Here is a 17,508-nt window from a genome sequence, read left to right as displayed (position 1 = left end):
TAACCTCACATACCGACGGTATGTGAATATGTCGAAAGGAGGGGGCCGTGTCCCTCACCAAGTCCCTCACCAGCTTCTACCCGGTCGTCTGCACCGATCGGATCACCGAGTCCCGTGACTTCTACCAGCGGTTCTTCGGCTTCGAGACGGTGTTCGAGGCGGACTGGTACGTGAGCCTGCGACGGCCGGAGCCGCCGTACTACGAGCTGGCGCTCGTCGACCACGACCATCCGACCGTGCCGGAGAAGTACCGCTCGGCGGTGCGCGGACTGATCCTCAACTTCGAGGTGGCCGACGTCGACGCCGAGCACGACAGGCTGGTACGACGGGCGGGGCTCCCGGTCGAGCTGACACTGCGTACCGAGGAGTTCGGGCAGCGGCACTTCATCGTGGCCGCGCCCGACGGCGTGCTCATCGACGTGATCACCCCGACCGAGCCGTCCGCCGCCTACGCCGGACAGTACGCCGCTCCGTGACCCGGCGCGGCTCCGGCTGTTCCGGTCTCTCCGAGGAGCAGGCGGTTCAGCCCCGGCCCAGCCGCCTGCCGAGGCGCTGGGCCGGGGCCTCGATCAGCCGGTGGGTCAGGTAGCAGAGCGGCAGCAGCACGAGGAAGAAGATCGGAAGGTTCGGGCTCACCCGCAGCAGGAGCGGGTGGAGCAGGTAGAGGGAGAAGCTGATCACCCCGAGGTGGGCGAGCCACCGGGGGAACGACCTGTGCCGCAGCGCGAACGCGCCGCCGAAGAAGGCGGCGGCCAGCAGAAGCGCGGGGGCCCAACCGGGATCGTCCTTGGCGAGGGCCCCGCAGGCCAGGACCGTCAGCACGGCGGCGATGGCGACGGGCCATCGGATCGTCCCCTGCTCGGCACGGTAGACGGCCGTACCGGCGAACATCATGGCCGGCACGATCAGGCCCTGCCAGGCACCGATCCTGCTGCCCAGGACCACCAGCGCCAGCCCGAGCAGGCCACCCGTCACCGCGGCGGCCGTGCGCGCCCCGCCGCGCGCGGCCGCCGACACCACGATGACCACGACGACCGCGACGCCGAGGAGCGCGGCGACCAGGTCGGCGCGGCCACCGATGACCGGACGGGGCAGCAGGAGTCCGAGAGGTACCGCCGACACCGCAAGGACGATCGCGACCGCCGCCGACCGGTGCGCCTGCCGCACGGTGAACAGCCCGACAGCCATCAGGTAGAACGCCATCTCGTAGGAGAGCGTCCACATCACGTCGATGACGGCGGGCACGCCGAGCAGTTCCTGCAGCATCGTCAGGTTTCCCAGGGCGACGAGCGGCGCCGGGCGGGCGCTCACGCCCGGGTGGAGGGCGAACGCACCGGCGTGGGCGAGCAGGAGCGCCAGGCCGAGGGCGGCGAGCAGCAGGGGCAGGAGGCGGAATGCCCGTCCGGTCCAGAAGACCCGCGGGTCGCCGCGCCGCTCCAGGGAGGCGGGGATGATATAGCCGCTGACCAGGAAGAACACGAAGACGCCCCAGGTGCCGACGTCGATCCTGCGGTCCACCTCGGCCCAGAGGTCCGGGATGAAGGTCCACCCGGAGTGGTGCAGCACGACGGCCAGCGCGGCGGGTCCCCGCAGGGCGTCCAGCCAGGCCAGCCGGGAGGGAGTCGGGGCCATTCGCCCGACTTTAGGGGATAGAAACTAGTTCTCGGGTGCCGCCCGGTCCGCGGTGTCAACACCGCCTCTCCGGGGACGGGCGTCACTGCTTGCGGCGGTCCGGCGCGGGCACTCCCAGGAGCAGCTCGCGGACGGCGTTCCAGGTCCGGTGGAGAGCCGCCTCGACCTCGGGAGACCTGTCCCCGAGGATGCGGGCCCAGGCGCCCCGGTCCCCGGGCAGGACGCTGGCACCGGCCCGCAGCCCGGTGCCGGCGAGCACCGCGTGCATCGTGTCGGCCACGACCTGCGCGGGCTGCGCGGCGGTGACGACGTACAGGGAGGACAGCAGTCCGAATCCGGCCATCACCGCGGGTCCGGTCACCGGCCGTTCCCCCGGCACCAGGCGGAGCGGGTCGGCGAAGAGCAGCCGTGCCGAGGTGTCACGCACCTCGACGTCGCTGCAGTACGCCGTGTACGCGTGCCGCTCCCCCCGCGCCAGCCTGCCCGCCATCAGCGTCTCGCCCAGCACCACCGTCGCGTCCGCCGCGACGGTGACACGGAGCCGCTGGTAGTACCGCGAGCCGGCGAACGGGATCGTGGTGTCCGGCAGGTACTCCAGGTAGCCGCCCGGCCCCGCGGTGAGGTTGACGAGCTGGGTGGCGTAGTCCTGTTCCATCCGGTAGATCCGGGTGGCGGCCTGGGTGGTCAGGTGGACGGACGAGCCCTCGCCGCAGGAGACGTCGATGCGGTAGCGGTCGCCCTGGAGAACGCCGCCGCCGGACGACATGAACATGAGGTACGGCATGTCCGGGCGCTCGGGGTCGTAGTACAGCGGGCGGGCGATCTGCAGCGGTGTCTTCTGATAGTGACCGGTCAGCTCGGTCCGCCCGCCGACCCGCTCGAACGCCAGATGCAGGATCCCGACCTTGCCGGGGCTGCCGACCGGCAGCATGTCCAGGTCGGCGGCATGGCGCGCCACCGAGCCCGGCAGCCACCCCGGCTGGTAGCGCTCCGGGGCCAGATGGTCGATCACCGCCCCGGGGCGCACATCGCCTCCAGCCGCGCCTCGATGAAGTCGGCGACCTCGGTGACACCGGTGCCGGCCAGGCAGTCGGTCAGCACGACCGGCCCCGCCCCGCGCACCGTGTGCGCGTCCCGTTCCATCACCGACAGGTCGGTGCGCACGTACCGGGCGATGTCGATCTTGTTGATGACCAGCAGGTCGGAGTCCGTGGTGCCCGGGCCGCGCTTGCGCGGCATCTTGTCACCCGCGGCGGTGTCCAGGACGAAGATGTAGACGTCGGCGAGCACCGGGCTGAAGGTGAGCGTCAGGTTGTCGCCGCCGCTCTCGAACAGCAGCATGTCGATGTCGGGGAACCGGTCGAGCAGCTCGGCCGCCGCCGCCAGGTTCATGCTCGGGTCGTCACGGACCGCGGTGTGCGGGCAGGACCCCGTCTCGACCCCGACGATCCGCTCGGAGTCGAGCATCCCGGCCATCGTGCGGCGGACGTGTTCGGCGTCCTCCTGCGTGTAGATGTCGTTGGTGATCACGCCGGGGCTGTGCCCCCTGGCGATCAGGATGGGGACCAGCATCTCGATCAGGGCCGTCTTGCCGGATCCGACGGGCCCCCCGATACCGACCTTGAACACCTTCCGCGGTTCCATCTCGTGCCCTTTCAGGTGATGAACAGACGGGCCGCCGCTCGCTCGTGCGCGGCCGAGACCGTGTCGGCGACGGGTACCGAGCCGTTCAGGTCCATGGGGTCCTCGGCGGCGAGCGCCGCCCGCGCGACCCGGGCGAGGTCCGGCCGGACCTCGCCCAGGATCCGCTGGGCCCGGCGGAAGTCGGTGCGGCCCAGCCGCACCGCCGCCGCCGTCCAGCCCGCGGCGAAGGCGTACAGGTCACCGGCCACCGCGTGCGCGACGGGCACGCCCATGCCCGCGTGGATCACGCCGACCACGACCGCGTGGTTGCCCGGCACGGCCCTCTCCGCCACCAGGGCCGCCAGCCGGGCCGCCTCCGGCGAGGCGAACGCCCACACCGCCGTGTCGAGGACCTGCCGGCCGGTCCTGACCGAGGCGGAGCGCTGCTCGCGGTTGAGTTTGATCGCGTGCAGCCGCTGGTCGACCTCGACCAGCCGGTCCCAGTCGCCCGCTCCGACGGCGCGGTGCGCCAGCACCAGGGCCGTCGCGTCCCCCGGCCCCACCGAGTTGTACAGCAGATCGGTCAGCAGGCCACGCAGGTCCGCCGATCCGGTCGCCCCGAGCTGGACGTACCCCTCCAGCCCGTGCGAGAGCGTGTACAGCCCGCTCGGGAAGCCGGAGTCGGTGAGCTGCAACTGGGCGAGCAGCGGGCCCAGGCCGGTCAGGCTCATCAGATGAAGTAGAGCCGGTTCAGCGGCAGCTTGGCGGCCGGCTCGATGCTGACCGTCTTGCCGTTCACCGAGACCTGGTAGGTCTCCGGATCGACCATGATGTCGGCCAGCGTCGAGTTGCGCAGCATGTGACGCTTGTCGACGGTCCGGCACTGGCGTACGCCCCGGATGATCCGCTCCAGGCCGAGCCGCTCGGGCACGCCCGCGTCGATCCCGGCCTGCGACATGAAGGTGACGCAGGTCTCCTTCAACGCGGTGCCGAAGGCGCCGTACATCGGCCGGTAGTAGATCGGCTGCGGCGTCGGCAGGGACGCGTTCGGGTCGCCCATCTGGGCCCAGCTGATCATGCCGCCCTTGACGACCAGGTAGGGCTTGGCCGCGAAGGAGTGCACCTGCCAGAGCACGATGTCGGCCAGCTTCCCGTCCTCCAGCGAGCCGATCGTGTCGGCCATCCCGCAGGTGCGGGCCGGGTTGATGGTCAGTTTGGCCAGGTAGCGCAGCACCCGGAAGTTGTCGTTGCGCGCGGAGTCCTCCGGCAGCGCCCCCCGCTTGTCCTTGCAGTGGTGGGCGATCTGGAAGGTACGGGTGAACGACTCGCCCACCCGGCCCATCGCCTGCGAGTCCGACCCGACCATGCTGATGATGCCCAGGTCGTGCAGGACGGTCTCGGCGGAGATGGTCTCGGCGCGCACCCGGCTCTCCGCGAACGCCACGTCCTCGGGGACGTCGTAGCTGAGGTGGTGGCAGACCATCGTCATGTCCAGCAGCTCGTCCACCGAGTTGGCGGTGTAGGGCAGCGTCGGGTTCGTGGAGGCCGGCAGCACGTTGGGCTCCCCGGTCACCCGCAGGATGTCGGGGGCGTGCCCGCCGCCCGCGCCCTCGGAGTGGTACGTGTGGATCGCGCGGCCGTTGATCGCGCTGATGGTGTCCTCGACGAACCCGGCCTCGTTCAGCGTGTCGGTGTGGATGGTCACCTGGATGTCGTACTCGTCGGCGACGGACAGCGAGCAGTCGATGACGGCGGGCGTGGTCCCCCAGTCCTCGTGCACCTTCAGCCCGCAGGCGCCCGCCCGGATCTGCTCCTCCAGGGAACCCGGCAGGCTGCTGTTCCCCTTTCCGTACACCCCGATGTTGATCGGGATGCCCTCGTACGCCTGCAGGATGCGGGCGATGTTCCACGGTCCCGGGGTGCAGGTGGTGCCACGGGTGCCGTCGGCGGGACCGGTTCCCCCGCCGACCAGGGTGGTGATCCCGTTGCTCAGCGCGTTCTGCGCCTGCTGCGGGGAGACGAAGTGGACGTGGGTGTCGATCGCGCCGGCGGTGGCGATGAGGTTCTCGCCGGAGATCACCTCGGTGCCCGCGCCGATGACGAGCCGCCGGTCGACCCCGTTCTGGGTATGCGGGTTGCCCGCCTTGCCGATCCCGGCGATCCTGCCGTTCTTGATACCGATGTCGCCCTTGACGATGCCCAGGATCGGGTCGATGACCACCGCGTTGGTGATCACCACGTCCAGGGCGGCCGTGGCGTTCCGCGAGGCGGGGTCGGCCGACATCCCGTCGCGGGCCGTCTTGCCGCCCCCGTACTGCGCCTCGTCCCCGTAGTGCCCCTCGGTGTGGTCCTTCTCCACCTCGACGACGAGGTTGGTGTCCCCGAGGCGGATCCGGTCACCCACCGTGGGGCCGTACATGGTCGCGTACTGCTTACGACTGATCGTGGTCATCGGGATTCAGCCCTTCTTCGCGGAGCCTGAGGAGCCGTTCTTCTTCGACGAAGCCGCCGCGGACCTGCCCGGCTCGTCGAGATAACCGCGTTCGCGCATTCTTTTCAGTGCCTCGCGATGCGCCTCGTGCGAGCGGACGCTTCCGTTGAGCAGTCCACCGAAGCCGACGATCCGCAGGCCCCCGCCGTACTCGACCAGCTTTACCTCCTTGGTGTCTCCGGGTTCGAACCGGACGGCGGTGCCGGCCGGGATGTCAAGGCGCTTGCCGAACGCCTTGTCGCGGTCAAACCTCAGCGCGCGGTTGGCCTCGAAGAAATGGAAGTGCGAGCCCACCTGGACGGCCCGGTCACCGGTGTTGTGCACGGTCAGCTTCACCCTGGGCTGACCGGCGTTCAGCTCGATCTGTCCCTCGCCGTAGATGTAGACGTCGTCATCCGACATGGGATGTCGCCCCCCTCAGGTTCGCCACCGCCCGGAAGCCGTGGTGATGGTCGTCGTGGTCACCGTCGTGGTCACCGTCGTGGTCACCGTCGTGGTCGTGGCGATGTCCGGCCGCCGCGGCCGGCGGTCCGCCGAGCCGCGGGAGCACGCGTTCCCCGGGCATCACTTCCCGCCGACGGGATCGTGACAGGAGACCAGCTTGGTGCCGTCGTCGAAGACGGCCTCGACCTGTATCAGCTTCAGCATCCCGCGTACGCCCGGCAGCACGTCGTCGGGCCCGACCACCTGCTTGCCCAGCTCCATGCACTCGGCGACCGTCTTGCCGTCCCGTGCCGCCTCCACGATCGCCGAGCTGATCAGCGCCACCGTCTCGCCGTAGTTCAGCTTCAGCCCGCGCTTGCGGCGCTGCTCGGCCAGCTGGGCGACGAGGAAAATGAGCAACTTGTCCATCTCGCGTGGTGTGAGATTCATCGGGATCCTTTCTCCGCACGGCTATCCGGCGCGCTGGATTTTCGTGAACATCGGGATGGCCGCCAGGAACACCCAGGTCACCAGGACGAACGGCCAGGTGAGGGTGTGGCCGCCGGTGACGGCGAACAGGTTGCCGATACCGGCGGTCAGCGCCGCCGCGGACACCACGCCGATCACCGCGTAGACCGCGCTCACCCGGTTCACCAGCATGAACGTGCCCCACAGCGCGAGCCCGGTCAGCACGGCGTTGTAGCCGTACAGGCCGGCCCCGAGATCGGCGGCCTGCGCGCCCAGCGCCCAGCCGGTGAGCAGGCCGACCAGGCTGGCCAGGAGCGCCACCAGCCCGGTCACCCAGCCGGCCACGAACAGCCCGATCAGGAAGATCAGGCCGACGTACCACTGGTTCTGGAAGAACACCTGGCCGATGCCGCTGAGCGTGCCCCGCCAGAAGTCGTGCCAGCTCATCGCGGTGCCCGGAGCGGTGGCCGACGGCGGGGCCGAGCGCGCGTGCTCGGCCCAGATCCGGTTGAAGGACGGCCCGCCGATCACCATCACGCTGGTGACCACACAGAAGGGCGCGGTGAAGGTCGGCAGGTTGTACGGGGTGAGCAGCACGTTCAGCGCCGAGGTGAGCACGCTCCCGGCGATCGCCCCGGCGACGACCAGGAGCACGGTCATCCACCGGGCTTCCAGGTAGAGCACCAGGCTGACGCCGATCAGCGTGCCGCAGAAACCCTCCAGGCCCACCGAGACCCGGTCCCAGGTGACGCCGAGCAGGTACGCGGTGGCCGTGGCGACGAGCGTGCCCAGCAGGCCGAAGACGCCGAACCGCCAGCCGCCGGCGAACAACGCGACGATGAAGATCAGGCCCGTCCAGTAATTGGGCTGGAGATCGACCTGCGCGACCCCCCGGGGGATCGTCAACAGGTACTCCAGCGCGCGGCGCCCCCCGACAGGGTGCTCACCTCCGGGTGAGCCCGACGGCGGAAACGCCGATGTCATAAACGTCGTCCTTCCCGCCACTGACACGCGTCCTGCCCATGGACGGCCATCAAAGATGAATCCACGATGTGGGCACACAGCACTACTTTCCATGTGCCGAACCGGCAAAAATCAACCAAGGCCAGCATTCGGTCAAATATCAAAGGTGCTGAGGTTAACTCCCGACTTAGACGCCAACCATGTGAGCTAGGGCATCTCTGTCGGCAGGCGTGAAAAGAGCCGAAGGAGCAAACAAGACGAAGGGGCCCATAATGTCAGTCGGAACGAGCGTCTGGATATCAAGCGGGCTGAACACCGGTGATTCGGCCTGGATGCTGACCAGCACCGCGATGGTGCTGCTGATGACTCCGGGGCTGGCCTTCTTTTATGGCGGCATGGTCCGTTCCAAGAATCTGCTGACCACGCTTTACATGAGTTTCATCTCGATCAGCCTGGTGACCGTCATCTGGTTCGCCTACGGATACGGGTTGGCCTTCGGGAGGGACCTCGGTGGCGCCGGGCTCATCGGCTGGAGCGATTTCCGGTTCGCGAACATCACCCCCGAGACGCTGCACCAGCAGATCCCCGCGTACGTCTTCGCGCTGTTCCAGCTGACCTTCGCCATCATCACGGTCGCGCTGATCAGCGGCTCGATCGCGGGACGGACCCGGTTCGGCCCGTGGATGCTCTTCGGCGTCCTGTGGATGACCCTGGTCTACGCGCCGGTCGCGCACTGGGTGTTCTCCGACACCGGCTGGCTCAAGCAATGGGGCGTGCTGGACTTCGCCGGCGGGCTGGTCGTCGAGCTGAACTCGGGCATCTCCGGGCTGGCACTCGCGCTGGTGCTCGGGCCGGGTGTCGCCTTCCGGCGCAAGGACGCCCCGCAGCCCGCCAACATCCCCCTGGTCCTGCTCGGCCTGGCCCTGCTCTGGTTCGGCTGGTTCGGTTTCAACGCGGGCTCCGCGCTGACCGACGGCCCGCTGGCCGCCCGGGCGTTCCTCAGCACGATGATCGCGGGCTGTGCGGGGATGCTGACCTGGCGGCTGGTGGAGTGGATCCGCTTCCGGCACCTGACCAGGATGGGCTCGGCCAACGGCGTCCTGGCCGGACTGGTGGCCATCACCCCGTCCTGCGCGTTCGTCAACGTCGAGGGCGCGCTCGTCGTCGGCATCGTCGCCGCCATCGTGTGTACGTACGCGGTCGAGATGAAGCTGGTCCTCGGCTACGACGACACGCTGGACGTGACCGGCCTCCACGGGGCCGGCGGCATCACCGGCATCCTGCTGCTCGGGTTCTTCGCCACCGGCGAGCTCGTCGGAACCCCCGGCCTCTTCTACGGCGGTTCGATCGCGCTGCTGGGCAAGCAGCTGGTCGGTGTCCTGGCCGTCGGCCTGTACAGCTTCATCGTCACGTTCATCATCGGGAAGGTGGTCGACAAGCTGTTCCGGATGCGAGCGACCGAGGAGGAGCAGCGCGCCGGCTCGGACGTGGGCTTTGCCGAGGGGTGAGCCCGGCGGCCACCATGACGAGTCGCCGCCATGACCCCGCACCGCCGATCGGACCGCCCTGTTCACGTCAGCTGGCGCGTCAGGCCCCAGCTGCGCCACGGTGAGGGCGAAAGGCATCATCTGACCAGCCTGCAGGGGCTGGCCGCGTTGTCGCTCGACGCTCTCAGCTCGGTCGCCTACGGGCCGGAGGCGATCGCGCTCATCCTGGTCGCCGCCGGTGGCGCCGCGATCGGTTACACGCTGCCGATCACCCTGGCCATCGTCGGGCTGCTCACGGTGCTGGTGATCTCCTACTGCCAGGTGATCGCCGCGTATCCGAACGGCGGCGGCTCCTACGCGGTGGCCAAGAACGATCTCGGCGAACGGGTGAGCCTGCTGGCCGCCGCGGCGCTCATCGTCGACTACGTGCTCACCGTGGCGGTCAGCCTCGCGGCCGGTGCCGCCAGCCTCGCCTCGGCCTTCCCCGTCCTGGCCCCGCATCTCCTGGCGATCTGCCTGCTGGGACTGGCCCTGCTGACCGTGGTGAACCTGTACGGCATCGCCGACAGCGCGCGGGTGCTGATGCTGCCCACCGCGCTGTTCGTGGTGAGCATCCTCGGCGTCGTGGTGCTGGGGCTGGCCCGCTCCCATCCGGCGGCCGTGGTGGGGACGCCCGTGCACGTCCCGGTGACCGACGCGCTGGGAGTGCTGCTGATCCTCAAGGCGTTCTCCTCCGGGTGCTCCGCGCTGACCGGCGTCGAGGCCATCGCCAACGGCGTGCCCATGTTCCGCGAGCCTCGGGTCGCGCGGGCACAACGGACCGAACTACTGCTCGGCGCGCTGCTCGGGGTGATGCTGATCGGACTGGCGCTGCTCATCCACCGCGACCGGGTACAGCCCCGGCAGGACGTCACCATCCTCGCCCAGCTGACCGCCGGCGCCTACGGAACGAGCTGGGCGTACTACGCGACCAACCTCGTGGTCACGCTCGCCCTGGCACTGGCCGCCAACACCAGCTTCGGCGGCCTGCCGGTCCTGCTGAGCCTGCTGGCCCGCGACAACCGCCTGCCCCACCTGTTCGCGCTGCGCACCGAACGTCCCGTCCACAGGTACGGCGTCGTGGCCGTGGCGGTGGCGGCCGCCGTGATACTGATCGCGGTGGACGCGCGGACCCACAGGCTGATCCCGATGTTCGCCATCGGGGTGTTCATCGGCTTCACGATCAGCCAGGTCGGCCTGGTCAGGCACTGGACGACCCGGCGCCCGCCCCACCGGCTCGGCAGGACGCTGCTCAACGGCACCGGTGCCCTGCTGACCGCCGTCGCCACCCTGGTGCTGCTCACCACCAAGTTCCTGGAGGGCGCCTGGGTGGTCGTCATCGCCATCCCGCTGCTCATGCTGCTGTTCGCCCGCGTCGAGTGCTACTACACCGCGGTCGAAAAGCAGCTCGGGCTCGGGCGGACACCTGCCAAACCCACCCGGCCCGCGGCGGTCGCCGAGGCCGGGAAAGTGGTCGTCATCCCGGTCTCGGACATCACCACCAAGACGGAACGGGCCGTCAGCGCGGGCCTGGCCCTCGGTGGCGAGGTGGTGGTCGTCGCGGTGTGTTTCACCGAGGAGGGGGTGGACGACCTGCGGACGCGGTGGAACCTGTGGGATCCGGGGGTCCGTCTTGAGATCCTCGACAGCCCGCAGCACACCGTGGTCCGTCCCGTTCTCGACTACATCCGGCAGGTCGCCGACAGCGGAAAATGGGTCGCCGTGCTCATTCCCACCGTCGAACCACGGCACTTCCGCCACCGGTTGCTGCACAACCAGCGTGACCTTTTCCTGATGGTCACGCTACGGGAGCACACGGATGTGCTCGTCTGCCTGCTGCCCTTCCGAATCAGCATATAGACGACATCGGTGGTTGAAGTGGCCTTTTATGCTACGCGTTACCTATAGGCCGATTTGAGTATCACGCCATAAGCTGATTTAAGTGTCACACTCGGCAGTTGGGCCGCCCGAGTTGACATGATATTTCAGGCGAAAATGCCGGCCGCTCAGAAGCAATACCTAATCCTCCGCAAGCCAGCCGACTTTCTGATGGTCGCTTTGCCCTCAGCAGGAATGGCCGGTGCGAGCATCGCCAGAGAGGCAGAACCGATCATGACATCTGGGGGAAAAATGCTTCGAAAACTAATCCTGGCGCTGGCCCTGGTCACGGCGACCGGATCACCAGCCGCCACGACCACGGCCTGGGCGGACGGGGTGTCCACCGCTCCGGCCGCACAGGCGGCCGTCGCCGCCGCGCCGGCCGCGCAGAAGGCCGGGAAGTGCGACCCGGGATCGCCGTGCGCGGCGGTCAACTGCGGCCCAGGCCGCGTCTGCGTGCCCTCTCCCAAGCAGTGCTTCACCACGCCGTGCCCGCAGTACGACTGCGTGCCCATCTCCGGCACCGTCGGCCAGCCGTACTACCCGGGCTGGCACCCGCCGTACCCGGGCTGGCGGCCCCCGTACCCAGGCTGGCGGCCTCCGTACCCGAACTCGTACCCGGTCCCGCCGTACCCGGGCTGGCACCCGCCGTACCCGGGCTGGCGGCCCCCGTACCCAGGCTGGCGGCCTCCGTACCCGAACTCGTACCCGGTCCCGTGGCGGCCTCCGTACCCGCAGCCACGGCCTCCGTACCCGCAGCCATGGCCGCCCCGACCCCGCTAACGGACGACGGGCCGCTTCCCGGGGAAGCGGCCCGGCCGGAAACCCCTCGTCATTGACGGTGGCGGGCGTCATGCGGACCATGGCCGCATGGCGCCCGCCACCTCCGGCGGGAGCGCACCCACACTGTGCGAGGTAGAGCCGAGCAGGCCGAACCCGTGAAACAGGAGAAGAACGGAGGCCGGCAATTGACTCCTCTCGCGGTCGACGACGCCGGAAACGAGCTGACCGCCTTTCACCGCGGCACCGAGGCCGTGCCTCCCGGCGACGCCCCGCTCCCTCTCGCCCTGGTCGCCCTGTGGTCTCGCGGCCGGTTGCTTCTGGTGTTCAACCGCTACCGCCAGGAGTGGGAACTACCGGGTGGAATGATCGATGCGGGAGAGACGCCACGCCAGGCCGCCGTACGTGAACTCCACGAGGAGAGCGGCTTCCACATCACCCGGCTGACCTTCTCCGGGTACGCCGAGTACGTCCTCGGACCCGAACGACGCACCGAGTACGCGGCCCTCTACCTGGCCGACGAAGCCGCGCCGCACGGCGCGTTCACTCCCGACGACGAGATCGAGGACATCGTCTGGTGGCACGGGCAGGAACTCCCCGGCCGCGTGCAGATCCTCGACACCATGCTGGCAGCGCTTTCCCGGCCGTGAGCTTTCCGCAGGAGCGTCAGCGATGAGCCAGGCGGTCAAAAAGGGTCTCAGCCGATCCTGGCGCTCTGGCCTCCGTCGACCGGGAGCAGGACGCCGGTGATGAAGCGGGCCTCCTCCGAAGCCAGGAAGAGGGCCGCGTTGGCGATGTCCCATGCCGTACCCATGCCACCCTTGAGCGGGACCCGCTGGTGACGGCGGGCCTCGTACTCCTCCTTGTCCACGCCGTACTCCGCGCCCAGGTCGACGCCGATCGGGGTGTCGATGAGGCCCGGCATGATGGCGTTGACCCGGATTCCGTAGCGGGCGTTCTCCAGGGCCATCTGCTGGGTCGCGGCGTTCATGGCCGCCTTGGACATCTTGTAGGTGATGGGCGGATTGCCGGGAGAGGGGTTTCCGGCGATGGCCGCGATGGAGGAGATGTTGGTGATCACACCACGCTCGGCGGCCCGCATCACGGGGAGCACCGCCCGGGCCATCAGCAGGATGCTGCCAGAGTTGATCATCATGTTCCGCGCCCAGTCGTCGGGCTCGACGGAGGTGGGAGAGCCGTCGCCGATGGCCACGCCCACGTTGTGGTGCACCACGTCGAGGCGGCCGAAGCTCTCGACGCAGGTGGCGACCGCGGTCAACCAGTCGTCGGCCACCGACACGTCCCCCTGGACGGTGACCGCGGTTCCGCCCTGCTCCTCGACCAGTCCCGCCGTGACCAGCATCGAGTCCAGGTCACGGTCGATGAGGACGAGTCTGGCGCCCTCCCGGGCGAAGATCAGCGCCGTCGCCCTGCCGTTCCCGATCATCTGGCCGGGGATCTGTCCGGCCCCGGTGATGATCGCGGCGTACCCCTCCAGCCGGCCGGTCACGAGGCACCCGCCAGGCCGGGGTCGATCTCGACGCCGAAGATGTTCAGCGCCATCGCCGTCATCGCGTAGAAGCCGACGGTCATCGGCACCCGGTCACCTCCCACGACCAGCCGGCCGCATCACTACCCTGAGTACACCGGAGCATAACAGAACGTACTCACGACCAGCCGGTTATCAGCCCTTCGATTGATCGTGGCGCTGATTCCCCCGAGCGTGTGCGGAGAACGACGAAGAGCATCCCCGGACACTGGAATCCAGTTCGGAGATCCCGCGATCACGTCGAGCACCGGTCGGCGCTGACAGGCCTTGTGGCAGGGGCGACGGTGCGTTGAAAGGCGTGCCCCGCTGGTCACGTCTCACACGGTGATGACGACCTTGTCGCGCGCGTGCCCCTTCTCCAGATACCGGAGGGCCTCGGAAACCTCGCTCAGCGGGTACGTCCTTACGGCGACCTGCGGGGGAGGGAACGGACGGTCAGCGGTTGCGGCTCGCCAGGAAGCGGCGCCACTGCGGCGAGGTCCGGGCGAGCAGGCGCAGGGAGGCCGGGACCGTGGGCCGCGGGTCGTTACCGTCGAGGCGGAGGGTGGTCAGCGCGGTGAGGTCCGGGAGCCATTCGGGGACCTCCGCCAGCCGGTTGCCGCGCAGGTCGAGCTCGGTCAGCGCGGTGAGGTTCCGCAGCGGCTCGGGAAGCTCGGTCAGCCGGTTGCCGCGCAGATCAAGCCGGGTCAGGCCGGTGAGGTCGCCCAGCGACCCGGGGAGTTCGGCCAGTTCGTTGTCCCACAGGTAGAGCCAGGGGACACCGGTGAGGTTACCGATCGACTTCGGCAGGCTGGTCAGCCGGTTGTCCCACAGGCAGATCCTGGTGAGCGCGGTGAGGTCGCCCAGCCACTCGGGAAGCTCGGTCAGCAGGTTGTCCTGCAGTTCGAGCCCGGTAAGCGCGGTGAGGGCGCGCATCGACTCCGGCAGGCTGGTCAGCCGGTTGGTTTGCAGCTCCAACTCGGTGAGCGCGGTGAGGTTGCCGAGCCAGTCGGGAACCTCCTCCATGTGGTTGTAACCGAGGCGGAGCTCGGTGAGCGCGGTGAGATTGCCCAGTGACTCGGGAAGGCCGACGGGCGGCCGGCAGTGCGTCACGCCGAACGAGGTGAGCGCGGTGAGGTCGCCCACCCAGTCGGGAATGTCAAACGGCTGCCAGCTGCCGCCCAGGGAGAGCCTGGTGAGGGCGGTGAGCTTTCGCAAGGAGTCGGGAAGCTCGGTCAGCCGGAGGTCGAACAGGGAGAGGTCGGTGAGAGCGGACAACTCGCCAAGCCACTCGGGAATCCGAGCCGGCTTGTTGTGGCCGAGGTCGAGTTCGGCAAGAGCGGTCAGGTTCACCAGCCGCTCGGGGAGCCCGACGAGGTTGTTGTACGACAGGCGGAGCCGGGTGAGGCCGGTGAGGTCACCCAGCCACTCGGGAAGCTCGGTCAGCTCGTTGAAGGCCAGGTCGAGCTCGCGAAGATGCGTCAAGTCTCTCATCCGCTCGGGCAACTCCGTCAGCTTCAGCCCGTTCAGGCTGAGCGTGGGCGCCCCTTCCCGCCCGCACCTGTTGATCCGGATCAGGGCGGCCTTCGGACCGTTCTTGACCGCCATTGAGAGATCCCCTTTCCGAGGTCGGGGTGACCCGAGCGGCTCACCGGCGGAAAGCCTAGGGACCGGCACTTGCGGACGGCTTGTGTCCGTCTTTCCGAGCCGCACCGAACCCTTCGCGCTCCGCGCGGACCAGGCGCGGGCCGCGCCCGACCGGCGCGTGCTTGAGGTCTCAGCACTGCGAAGCCCGCAAAAGCCACGGTTCGGCGCGGTGTTGGGGCGCGGGAGGAAAGGCATCCCGGGGTTACTCATTCCGGAGGAGCAATCACATCACCGGCGGTCCACCCCGACCCGGACGGACGGCGCCGACGCCTCTTCACACCGCGCCTGCCACTAGCCCCGTTTTCCGCACGTTGGGGTGGGTGGGGTTCGGCTGAGTCGTTGACCTGCTCGAGCGGCTCGGAACCGGTACGACATGCGGTCGTGAGACAACGCGCGCAGTTCGGTGTCCCGAGTGTGGAAAAGACGCTCGGGGCGCTGCCGGTGGTGGCGGATTTCTGCCGGAAGTTGAGGATCGCCGATGTGGTCGATGCCCTCTGCCCCGTGGGTGACCTGGCCGAACTCACCCACGGCCAAGTCATCGAGGTGCTGGTCGCCAACCGGCTGACCTCTCCGGCGCCGCTGGTCCACGTGGCCGACCGGGCTCAGGCCTGGGCGGTGGGCGAGGCCTTCGGCATCGAGGCCGACCTGCTCAACGACGACCGGATCGGCCGAGCGCTGGACGCGATCGCCCCGCACCTGGATCACCTCACCGGATCGGTCGGACCGACCGCGATCGAGGCGTTCGGCGTCGAGGCCTCCCGCATGCACTGGGACATGACCTCGATCTCCCTGCACGGAGCTTATGAGCAGGCCGAACAGGGATATGCGGCGCCGAGGTTCGGCCATCCCAAAGATCGCCGCCCGGATCTGAAGCAGATCCAAGCGGGGCTCGATCGGGCCCGCGATGACCTGGAGCGGCTCCAACGCGGCCTGGGCAGCAGGCACTACCCCGACCTCGACAAAGTCACCGCCCGGATCGCGGTGATCAGCCGCGAACGCCAAGTCCGGCGAGCCCTTGCCCTGCACGGGAGCACCAAGGTCGACGGCTTGTACGCGGGCAGGCCCGCCGTCCCCACCGGACGGTTGATCTTCGAGGCGCTGACCGGTCTGCGGATCATCCCCGGGACCGGCCAGTCCCCTCCCGTCATCCCTCAGCCCACACCCGTTCAGGCCCATCTCCTCGATTTACTGGACGTGGACCCGCGAGATCTCCGCTGACAATCGGCCACGTGCGGAAAACGGGACTAGCGGGTATGTCTCACCTCGGGGAAACGCCTGGAGGGACCGTCCAGCAGATGACCGCGGTGGCGCAGGTGCAGGTCGAAGAAGGCCCGGGGATAGGCGCGCTGGAAGGCCAGCGCTCTCGCGGCCGGAATGGTGCCCACCAGTTCCCGGAGTTCCTGGTTGGACAGTTTCAGCAGTGGCGCGACCAGGGGCAGGATGAGCGCGTCATCGCCGAAGGAGTTGTGCGCGGCTCCGTTCAGGGTCAGGTTGAGCCGCCAGCCGCGCAGGTTCGACCAGAATTTCCGCAACTGGGGGTTGGTGGCCATGCCGCCCTTTCCTGGCGTGTCCACGACGAGGTACGGCCGGTTCAGCCCGCCGTCGACGACCGGCCCCAGCGCGGCTCCGTCCAGGCCCATCCCGGCTTTGATGCGCTGGTCGGCGTACATGGCGGACGAGGTGGCCGCTCCGCCCAGAGAGTGGCCGAACATGCCGATCCGCCGCAGGTCGAGGGCACCGCGCAGCCCCGTGGGGAGCTTCTTGCGGTCCGCGTCGGGATTACCGCCGGCCTGGAGCGCGGCCAGCTGGTTCAGCACGAACCGGGTGTCGTCGGCGCGTACCTTCGCGGCCTTGTCGAAGTCGGTGAGCTCCCCGTCGGGGTTCACGGTGACCCGGCCACCGGGGAACTCCACCACGGCCGCGTCATAGGTGTGGTCTATCGTGACCACCGCATACCCGTGGCTGGCCAGGTCCTCCACCACACCGGTGCCGAAGGACCGTGAGGCGTTGGCGCCCGGGGAGTACAGCACGACCGGTAGCCGGCCGAGACGCCGGTCGACGGGTGCCCCCTCGTGGCCGCTGGTCCGGCCGAACGTCACGCTGCCGGGTGCCAGTCCCAGGGAGCCGAGGTAGCGGTCGGCGGCGGCGCGTGGCATCCACGGGGCGAGAGGGCGCTTACGCACGTCGCGTGCCGGGTACCACAGGCTGACCATCAGCTCGCGCTTTTGTGGGGCGCCCACCCACGGCTCCCTCCTCGACTCGTCGACCAGATGCAGCGAGACCGTGCCGATCTTGTACGGTCCGGAGGGTTTCGGCAGGGTGAATCTCACCGGTTCGGTGTCGGCCACCACGGAGGCGCCCGCGGTCGCGGTTACGGAAAGCGTGAGCAGCGCGGCGACGAAGACCGCGACTCTTGTTCTGATCATGCTTCTACGGTTCCGTACGGCTTGGCCCCTGACCTCGGCCCGCGGCATGGACTTCGGGTCAGCCCGAGACAGGACGGCGGTGCTCGGCCATCGGGAGAGATCAGCCCGCGGCACTACGTCCTT

18 protein-coding genes are annotated in these 17,508 nt (G+C 69.0%); 7 read left to right on the top strand and 11 right to left on the bottom strand.

Annotated features, from left to right (window positions below; genetic code table 11):
* Positions 1-47: 47 nt before the first annotated feature.
* Positions 48-476, top strand: coding sequence for a VOC family protein (locus tag ACQP0P_RS03565; RefSeq protein WP_350923153.1), 429 nt, complete (start codon positions 48-50; stop codon positions 474-476).
* Between the two features lie 46 nt (positions 477-522).
* Here ACQP0P_RS03565 and ACQP0P_RS03560 read toward each other — a convergent pair whose 3' ends face one another.
* The 6 genes from ACQP0P_RS03560 to ACQP0P_RS03535 form a co-directional block, all read right to left on the bottom strand.
* The gene (locus ACQP0P_RS03560; RefSeq protein WP_433370792.1) at positions 523-1,632 is read right to left on the bottom strand and encodes an acyltransferase family protein; all 1,110 of its coding nucleotides are present in this window, start codon (positions 1,630-1,632) and stop codon (positions 523-525) included.
* Between the two features lie 82 nt (positions 1,633-1,714).
* Positions 1,715-2,659, bottom strand: a complete 945-nt coding sequence (locus tag ACQP0P_RS03555) for an urease accessory protein UreD (RefSeq protein ID WP_433370789.1) — start codon at positions 2,657-2,659, stop codon at positions 1,715-1,717.
* The gene (gene ureG / locus ACQP0P_RS03550) at positions 2,641-3,276 is read right to left on the bottom strand and encodes an urease accessory protein UreG (protein WP_433370786.1); all 636 of its coding nucleotides are present in this window, start codon (positions 3,274-3,276) and stop codon (positions 2,641-2,643) included. Before ureG ends, ACQP0P_RS03555 begins: the two co-directional genes overlap by 19 nt.
* An 11-nt stretch (positions 3,277-3,287) precedes the next feature.
* On the bottom strand, positions 3,288-3,986 hold the full coding sequence (locus ACQP0P_RS03545) for an urease accessory protein UreF (protein WP_433370783.1): 699 nt from the start codon (positions 3,984-3,986) through the stop codon (positions 3,288-3,290).
* The gene (gene ureC / locus ACQP0P_RS03540; protein WP_433370780.1) at positions 3,986-5,707 is read right to left on the bottom strand and encodes an urease subunit alpha; all 1,722 of its coding nucleotides are present in this window, start codon (positions 5,705-5,707) and stop codon (positions 3,986-3,988) included. The genes ACQP0P_RS03545 and ureC overlap by 1 nt, the downstream gene beginning before the upstream one ends.
* 6 nt (positions 5,708-5,713) lie before the next feature.
* A complete protein-coding gene (locus ACQP0P_RS03535) occupies positions 5,714-6,148 on the bottom strand; it encodes an urease subunit beta (RefSeq protein ID WP_433370777.1) in 435 nt (144 codons plus the stop codon).
* A gap of 43 nt (positions 6,149-6,191) precedes the next feature.
* On the opposite strand from ACQP0P_RS03535, the gene ACQP0P_RS03530 reads away from it, so the two are divergent.
* Positions 6,192-6,335 carry a hypothetical protein gene (locus ACQP0P_RS03530; RefSeq protein ID WP_433370774.1) on the top strand — a complete coding sequence of 48 codons (144 nt, stop codon included), beginning with the start codon at positions 6,192-6,194 and terminating at the stop codon, positions 6,333-6,335.
* On the opposite strand, the gene ACQP0P_RS03525 is transcribed toward ACQP0P_RS03530, so the two are convergent.
* Both ACQP0P_RS03525 and ACQP0P_RS03520 read right to left on the bottom strand, forming a co-directional pair.
* On the bottom strand, positions 6,311-6,619 hold the full coding sequence (locus ACQP0P_RS03525; RefSeq protein ID WP_433370772.1) for an urease subunit gamma: 309 nt from the start codon (positions 6,617-6,619) through the stop codon (positions 6,311-6,313). The two genes, ACQP0P_RS03530 and ACQP0P_RS03525, sit on opposite strands and share 25 nt — an antisense overlap.
* Before the next feature lie 21 nt (positions 6,620-6,640).
* Positions 6,641-7,543, bottom strand: coding sequence for an urea transporter (locus ACQP0P_RS03520; protein WP_433370769.1), 903 nt, complete (start codon positions 7,541-7,543; stop codon positions 6,641-6,643).
* A 329-nt stretch (positions 7,544-7,872) separates the two neighbouring features.
* On the opposite strand from ACQP0P_RS03520, the gene ACQP0P_RS03515 reads away from it, so the two are divergent.
* The 4 genes from ACQP0P_RS03515 (at position 7,873) to ACQP0P_RS03500 (ending at position 12,434) form a co-directional block, all read left to right on the top strand.
* Entirely contained in the window at positions 7,873-9,108 is a 1,236-nt protein-coding gene (locus ACQP0P_RS03515) for an ammonium transporter (RefSeq protein ID WP_433370766.1), read from the top strand.
* A 30-nt stretch (positions 9,109-9,138) separates the two neighbouring features.
* Positions 9,139-10,986 carry an APC family permease gene (locus ACQP0P_RS03510; RefSeq protein ID WP_433370763.1) on the top strand — a complete coding sequence of 616 codons (1,848 nt, stop codon included), beginning with the start codon at positions 9,139-9,141 and terminating at the stop codon, positions 10,984-10,986.
* Between the two features lie 270 nt (positions 10,987-11,256).
* On the top strand, positions 11,257-11,787 hold the full coding sequence (locus tag ACQP0P_RS03505) for a hypothetical protein (protein ID WP_433370760.1): 531 nt from the start codon (positions 11,257-11,259) through the stop codon (positions 11,785-11,787).
* Positions 11,788-11,972: 185 nt separating this feature from the next.
* Positions 11,973-12,434 (top strand): NUDIX hydrolase, encoded by a 462-nt coding sequence (locus ACQP0P_RS03500; RefSeq protein WP_433370758.1) that lies wholly within the window; start codon positions 11,973-11,975, stop codon positions 12,432-12,434.
* Positions 12,435-12,481: 47 nt separating this feature from the next.
* Here the strand turns inward: ACQP0P_RS03500 and ACQP0P_RS03495 are convergent, their stop codons facing one another.
* A complete protein-coding gene (locus ACQP0P_RS03495; protein ID WP_433370755.1) occupies positions 12,482-13,294 on the bottom strand; it encodes an SDR family NAD(P)-dependent oxidoreductase in 813 nt (270 codons plus the stop codon).
* A 474-nt stretch (positions 13,295-13,768) separates the two neighbouring features.
* Entirely contained in the window at positions 13,769-14,920 is a 1,152-nt protein-coding gene (locus tag ACQP0P_RS03490; protein WP_433370753.1) for a leucine-rich repeat domain-containing protein, read from the bottom strand.
* A 420-nt stretch (positions 14,921-15,340) separates the two neighbouring features.
* On the opposite strand from ACQP0P_RS03490, the gene ACQP0P_RS03485 reads away from it, so the two are divergent.
* Positions 15,341-16,177 (top strand): DUF4277 domain-containing protein, encoded by an 837-nt coding sequence (locus ACQP0P_RS03485; protein ID WP_433370750.1) that lies wholly within the window; start codon positions 15,341-15,343, stop codon positions 16,175-16,177.
* 26 nt (positions 16,178-16,203) lie between these two features.
* Here ACQP0P_RS03485 and ACQP0P_RS03480 read toward each other — a convergent pair whose 3' ends face one another.
* A complete protein-coding gene (locus ACQP0P_RS03480) occupies positions 16,204-17,385 on the bottom strand; it encodes an alpha/beta hydrolase family protein (RefSeq protein WP_433370748.1) in 1,182 nt (393 codons plus the stop codon).
* Positions 17,386-17,508 lie beyond the last annotated feature (123 nt).

Origin of the sequence: Streptosporangium sp. CA-115845 (assembly GCF_050943795.1) — a bacterium.
In the GTDB taxonomy this organism is placed as follows: domain Bacteria; phylum Actinomycetota; class Actinomycetes; order Streptosporangiales; family Streptosporangiaceae; genus Streptosporangium.
This window is presented reverse-complemented; position numbering and strand designations above follow the sequence as displayed.